Origin of the sequence: Streptomyces sp. NPDC052042 (assembly GCF_044548345.1) — a bacterium.
In the GTDB taxonomy this organism is placed as follows: Bacteria; Actinomycetota; Actinomycetes; order Streptomycetales; family Streptomycetaceae; genus Streptomyces.
In genome coordinates this window covers 1-3,843 of sequence record NZ_JBIUBU010000072.1, presented here as the reverse complement: position 1 = coordinate 3,843, position 3,843 = coordinate 1, and the positions used below count along the sequence as shown (strand labels likewise).

Below are 3,843 nucleotides of genomic sequence, written 5' to 3'. Positions count from 1 at the left end.
ATCAGAACCTTCCGTCGCGGACCTGGAACTTGGTGGGCTTGCCGGACAGTGGCAGGCCGCGGCGCAGCCAGTCGGCTTGCCATTCGATGAGGGTGCGTAGGGGGGTGTCCGGGTAGCCGAACAGGGCGTGGCAGTGGCTTGCGTCGGAGAGTAGGGCGGTGGGTGCTTCTTCGCCCTTGATGATTGGTTGTTGGTCGAATTCCTGGCCGAACCAGTGGGCGATGCGGCGTACTGATGCGGTCTCTGGGCCGGTGAGGTTGAGGGTGAAGGGTTGCTCGTTGGTGGCGTGTAGCAGGGAGCGCAGGGCTACTTCGTTGGCGTATCCCTGCCATACGATGTTGGCGTGGCCGGTGGTGACGTCGACGGGTTTGCCGGCTTGGACTCGGTGGGCGATGTCGGCGAGGACGCCGTAGCGTAGGTCGACGGCGTAGTTGAGGCGGATGTTGGTGATCCGGGTGCCGCGGGTGAGTGCGGCGTGGCTGAAGATGCGTTCGCGGCCGAGGCAGGACATGGCGTATTCGCCGAGCGGGCCGACGGGGTCGGTCTCGGTGCTGCCGCCGGAGGAGACCGGTACGAGTGGGTAGACGTTGCCGGTGGAGAATGCGGCGATGCGGGCGTGGGGCCAGCGGCGTGTTACCCGGTCGGGCAGTGCGGCGTTGACGGCCCAGGCGTGGGAGGGGGCTGCGGCGGAGCCGAATTTGGCGCCGACCATGAAGACGATGTTCCCGGCGTCGGGCAGTGTGGCCAGGTCGGCGGCGGGGTCCATGAGGTCGAAGGCGGCGGTGGAGATTCCGTCGGCCTGAAGGGCCTCGGCGGCGGAGCGGTCGGACCAGCGGGAGACGGCGTACACGGTCAGGTCGGTGCGGCCTGCGGCGTCCAGGGCGCGGCGGGCGAGTCGGCAGAGGCTGGGGCCCATTTTGCCGCCGGCGCCGAGCACGAGCAGGTCGCCTTCGAGGCGGGTCAGGTCCGTGGTGAGTGCGGGGGTGGGGGTGGCGAGCCGTTCTTCGAGTGCGGCTTCATCGGTGAACATGTGTTGTTATCCCTTGATTCCGGATGCGGTGACGCCCTCGGTGAAGTAGCGCTGGCCCACCAGGTAGGCGGCGAAGATGGGCACGAACGCGATGACGGAGCCGGAGAGCACCACGTTGAGCGGTACGTTTTGTTGCTGGAGCGAGGCGATGCCGACGGTGAGGGTGCGCATGTCGGTGGACTGGCCGATGACCAGTGGCCACAGGAAGTCGTTCCAGTGCCACAGGAAGACGAAGATGCCGAGGGTGGCGAGGATCGGTTTGAGCAGTGGCAGGACGATGCGGTAGAAGATCTGCCATTCGTTGCAGCCGTCGAGGCGGGCGGCCTCGAAGAGTTCGTCCGGTAGTCCCTGGATGAACTGGCGCATCAGGAAGACGGCCTGGGCGTTGGCCAGTGTCGGCAGGATCAGGCCCCAGTAGGTGTCCACGCCGCCCAGTTTCGCGATCATGGCGAAGGTCGGGATCATCGTGACGTGGTAGGGGACCATCACCATGGACAGGAACGACCAGAACATTGTCTCCCGGCCCGGGAAGCGCTTCTTGGCGAAGGCGTACCCGGCGAGTGAGGCGAGCAGTAGTACGCCGATGACCGAGACGACGGAGTAGAGGAGGGTGTTGAGCAGCCAGCGTGGTACGTCCTGGGCGTTCATGACGGTGTCGTAGGCCTCGCCGCTCAGTGGCCAGGGCAGCAGGCTGCCGGGGAACTCGACGGCTGCGGACGGCTTGAGCGAGAGTACGACCATGGCGTAGAAGGGGAAGACCGTGATGAGTGCGGCCGCTGTCAGCAGGACGGCGCGGCCGATGCGGCCGGCCCGGGTGGGGCGCATGCCGTAGGGGACGGTTTCGCGCTCCGCGAGTTTACGCAGGCGGCGTTCGGCCCGGCGTGCGGCCCGGTCGGGTGTCGCGGGGGCTGTGCCGGTGGGGGGCGGGGGCGCGGTCTTCGTGGGTGCTGCGGTCATGGTCACTGGTCCTTCCCGATCACGAGCCGCTGGATCAGTGCGACCACCACGGTCAGTGCGAACAGTGCGACCCCGATGGCGGAGGCGTAGCCCAGGTCGAAGTATTTGAAGCCGGCGTCGTAGAGCTGGAAGACGAGCGTGTAGCTGGCGTTGGCGGGTCCGCCGCCGGTCATCGTGTACACGGCGTCGAAGACCTGGAACGAGGCTGTTGTCTCGATCACGGCGAGGAAGAACAGGGCGGGTTTGAGCTGGGGCAGCACGATGTACCGGAACCGCTGCCAGGCACCGGCGCCGTCGGTGAGCGCTGCTTCTTCCAGCTCCCGGGGGATGTCCTGCATCCGGGCCAGCAGGATCAGCATCCCGTAGCCGAAGCGGGACCAGATGCCGACGATGGCGAGCGCGGGCAGCACCAGCACGTCGTCGGAGAGCCAGGAGCCCTCGGACATCCCGAACAGGCCCATCAGCTTCGACCACGGACCACCGGTCGAGAAGATCCACACGAAGACGGTGGCCGCCAGCACCAGCGAAGTGACGACCGGCAGGAAGAACACCGACCGGAAGAACTTCGCGCCACGGAACGCACGACGGGTGATCAGCGCCAGCGACACCGACGCGATGAGCGTGCCCGGCACGGCGAGCACGGTGTACAGGACGGTGACCTTCAGTGCCTGCCAGAACAGGGGGTCGTCCCACAGGCGGGTGAAGTTCTCCAGTCCGATGAAGCTGCCGCCGCCGGTCAGGGTGTAGTCGGTGAAGCTCATCAGCACACCGGCGATGCCCGGACCGAACCGGAAGGCGAGGAAGAGCAGGAAGCACGGGAGGACGAACAGCAGGCCGATCCGGGCCTCGCGGCGCGCCTGCGGCCCGCTGCGACGGCCCCGGCGGGTGGGTTCCGCGACGACTGCCACGGGGATCTCCTTGCGGTACAGGGGGAAAGGGGCGGGGGCGGTGGGGGCCGCCCCTGGGGGTGCGGGGCCGGGATCCGGGTGCGGCCGGATTTTGGCCCCGCACCCGGTATCAGCGGCCGAGCATCGCCTGCGCGGCCTTCTGCGCGGCGTCCAGCGCCTCCTGCGGGCTCTTCTTGCCCAGCAGCGCGGCCTGGATCTCCGGCGCCAGCACGCCCTGGACCTCACGCGCCTTGTCGTGGAGCGGGCCCACGGTCATGCTCGGCAGCGTCGCGCCGACCGCCGACTGCAGCGCGTCGTCCGGGTACAGGTCGCCGCCGGACGTGCGGGCCGGGAAGTAGCCGGCCTCCTTCTGCAGGCCGGCCGCGTTCTTCGACTCGGCGACGAAGTTCAGCCAGTCGCCGGTGTTCTTCTTGTCGGCGCCCTTCAGCATGGACAGGGCGCCCACCGTGCCGTACCCGACCGGCTCCACGTCCTTCAGCGGGGGCTGGACGACGATGTTCTCCTTGCCCCAGAACGGCTCGACGTCGGTGGGGGTGTTCTGCCAGGTGCAGGCGATCTTGCCCTTGGCGGTCGGGGTCTGCTCCAGCTTCGGCGTGGTGGTGATCTGGTCCTTGTCGGTGTAGCCGCCGTCGACGAGCTTCTTCAGGTACGTCAGCGCCTTGACACCGGCCGCGTCGTTGAAGGTGACGGTCTTGCCGTCCTCGGAGAAGACGTCGCCGCCCGCCTGCCACAGCAGCGGGTAGAAGGTCATGTTGAGGGTCTGCTGGGTGTCGCCGTAGAAGCTGGTGGCGTAGTAGCCCTTCGCCTTCAGCTTCGGGCCCAGCGCCTCCAGTTCCGCCCAGGTCGTCGGGTAGTTCTTCTCGCCGATGGCGGCGAACACCCGCTTGTCGCAGATCAGCGGGTTGGCGCTGGTCAGGATCGGGGTGGCGAGCGCCTTGCCGTCGACCA

4 protein-coding genes are annotated in these 3,843 nt (G+C 67.8%); all 4 read right to left on the bottom strand.

What is annotated here, in order from left to right; translation table 11 throughout:
• Nucleotide 1: 1 nt before the first annotated feature.
• A complete protein-coding gene (locus tag ACIHCL_RS36850) occupies nt 2-1,030 on the bottom strand; it encodes an NAD-dependent epimerase/dehydratase family protein (protein ID WP_399868917.1) in 1,029 nt (342 codons plus the stop codon).
• A gap of 6 nt (nt 1,031-1,036) precedes the next feature.
• Entirely contained in the window at nt 1,037-1,987 is a 951-nt protein-coding gene (locus ACIHCL_RS36845; RefSeq protein WP_399868916.1) for a carbohydrate ABC transporter permease, read from the bottom strand.
• 2 nt (nt 1,988-1,989) lie between these two features.
• Complete coding sequence (locus tag ACIHCL_RS36840; protein WP_399868915.1) at nt 1,990-2,895, bottom strand: carbohydrate ABC transporter permease; 906 nt, start codon at nt 2,893-2,895, stop codon at nt 1,990-1,992.
• A gap of 109 nt (nt 2,896-3,004) precedes the next feature.
• Nucleotides 3,005-3,843 (bottom strand): extracellular solute-binding protein (locus ACIHCL_RS36835; protein ID WP_399868914.1); only part of this gene is annotated, 839 nt, incomplete at its 5' end.

Coding starts and splice junctions, on each gene's coding strand:
- ACIHCL_RS36845 (WP_399868916.1), bottom strand. CDS start 1,987: ATGACCGCAGCACCCACGAAGACCGCGCCCCCGCCCCCCACCGGCACA.
- ACIHCL_RS36850 (WP_399868917.1), bottom strand. CDS start 1,030: ATGTTCACCGATGAAGCCGCACTCGAAGAACGGCTCGCCACCCCCACC.